The organism is Streptomyces alkaliphilus (assembly GCF_014141535.1).
GTDB classification, from domain to species: domain Bacteria; phylum Actinomycetota; class Actinomycetes; order Streptomycetales; family Streptomycetaceae; genus Streptomyces; species Streptomyces alkaliphilus.
Genome location: NZ_VKHT01000930.1, coordinates 1 through 1,974 on the forward strand (window position 1 = coordinate 1; position 1,974 = coordinate 1,974).

Sequence of the window (1,974 nt, forward strand, 5' to 3'; positions counted from 1 at the left end):
GACCCCAACGGTCCCGGCCCCCGAGCGGCCCGGCCGCGACCAAGGAGAGCAGACACGTGAGCACTGCCGGCCCCGACGTCCCCGGGTCGGGGGAGCCGACCCCGCCGACCGGTGACCTTCCCCTCGTTCCCGCGACGTCCCCCGGTGGGGGGTGCGGTGACGGCTGCGGCTGCGCCGCCGACGCGGACACCCCGCCCGGGGAGGGGGACGTGATGGAGTGCGGGCTCGACCCCGACCTGATCCGGCTGCTGGAGGCCGCCGGGCTGAACCCGCTGGAGGTGGAGGACGTCGCGCACCTGGCCGTCGAGGAGGACCTCGACGGCGGGGTGGACGTCACCACCGTCGCCACCGTGCCCGCCGACGCCGTCGCCACCGCCGACTTCGTCGCCCGCGCCCCCGGCACCGTCGCCGGCCTGCGGATCGCCGAGGCGGTCCTGTCGGTGGTCTGCGAGGAGGAGTTCGAGGTCGAGCGACACCGGGAGGACGGCGACCGGGTGGAACCCGGCGACGTGCTGCTCTCGGCCACCGCCCGCACCCGCGACCTGCTCACCGCCGAGCGCTCCGCGCTGAACCTGCTGGGCCGCCTGTCGGGGATCGCCACCGCCACCCGCGCCTGGGCCGACGTGCTGGAGGGCACCGGCGCCCGGGTCCGCGACACCCGCAAGACCACTCCGGGCCTGCGCGCCCTGGAGAAGTACGCGGTGCGCTGCGGCGGCGGCCTGAATCACCGGATGTCGCTCTCCGACGCGGTGCTGGTCAAGGACAACCACGTGGTCGCCGCCGGGGGCGTCGCCGAGGCGTTCGCCGCCGTGCGCGCCGCGCTGGAGGAGATGGGCGGGTCAAACCTGCCGGTCGAGGTCGAGGTGGACCGCCTCGACCAGATCGAGCCGGTGCTCGCGGCCGGTGCCGAACTCCTGCTGTTGGACAACTTCACCCCGGAGGAGACCCGTCGGGCGGTGGAGTTGGTCGCCGGCCGCGCGGCCCTGGAGTCCTCCGGCGGCCTGGACCTCGCCGGTGCCCGCGCCTACGCGGAGGCCGGCGTGGACTACCTGGCTGTGGGTGCCCTCACCCACTCCTCCCCGGTCCTGGACATCGGCCTGGACCTGCGGGCGGCGGAGGGGGACGCCTGATGCTGCTCACCATCGACGTCGGCAACACGCACACCGTCCTCGGCCTCTTCGACGGCGAGGACATCGTGGAGCACTGGCGGATCTCCACCGACGCCCGCCGCACCGCCGACGAGCTGGCGGTGCTGCTCCAGGGTCTGATGGGCATGCACCCGCTGCTCGGCGAGGAGCTGGGGGACAGCGTGGACGGCATCGCCGTCTGCTCCACCGTCCCCTCCGTCCTGCACGAGCTGCGCGAGGTCACCCGCCGCTACTACGGCGACATCCCGGCCGTGCTGGTGGAGCCCGGGGTGAAGACGGGGGTGCCGGTGATCACCGACAACCCCAAGGAGGTCGGCGCCGACCGCATCGTCAACGCCGTCGCCGCGATCGAACTGTACGGCGGACCGTGCATCGTCGTGGACTTCGGCACCGCCACCACCTTCGACGCGGTCACCGCACGCGGCGAGTACGCGGGTGGGGCGATCGCACCGGGCATCGAGATCTCGGTGGAGGCGCTGGGCCTGCGCGGCGCGCAACTGCGCAAGGTGGAGCTGGCCCGACCGCGCCAGGTGATCGGGAAGAACACCGTGGAGTCGATGCAGGCCGGCATCCTGTTCGGCTTCGCGGGGCAGGTGGACGGCGTGGTGGAGCGGATGGCCCGCGAGCTGTCGCCGCAGGACCCGGAGGCGGTGACGGTCATCGCGACGGGCGGGCTGGCCCCGCTGGTGCTGCGGGAGGCGACGGTGCTGGACGAGCACGAGCCGTGGCTGACGCTCATCGGACTGCGCCTGGTGTACGAGCGCAACGCCGCCCGCTTCTGAGCCCCGCCGGACCGGGGGATCCCGGGGCCATCCGGGTGCCCGCC

2 protein-coding genes are annotated in these 1,974 nt (G+C 74.2%); both read left to right on the plus strand.

The genetic code is table 11. From position 1 onward, the window contains the following. Positions 1-56: 56 nt before the first annotated feature. Positions 57-1,130: a carboxylating nicotinate-nucleotide diphosphorylase gene (gene nadC, locus FNQ90_RS21225; protein WP_182607823.1), complete on the plus strand. Its 1,074-nt coding sequence runs from the start codon at positions 57-59 to the stop codon at positions 1,128-1,130. Then, complete coding sequence (locus tag FNQ90_RS21230; protein ID WP_143624154.1) at positions 1,130-1,930, plus strand: type III pantothenate kinase; 801 nt, start codon at positions 1,130-1,132, stop codon at positions 1,928-1,930. The genes nadC and FNQ90_RS21230 overlap by 1 nt, the downstream gene beginning before the upstream one ends. Positions 1,931-1,974 lie beyond the last annotated feature (44 nt).

Excerpts from the sequence above, each read along its gene's own strand:
- FNQ90_RS21230 (WP_143624154.1), top strand. The coding sequence starts at position 1,130 with ATGCTGCTCACCATCGACGTCGGCAACACGCACACCGTCCTCGGCCTC.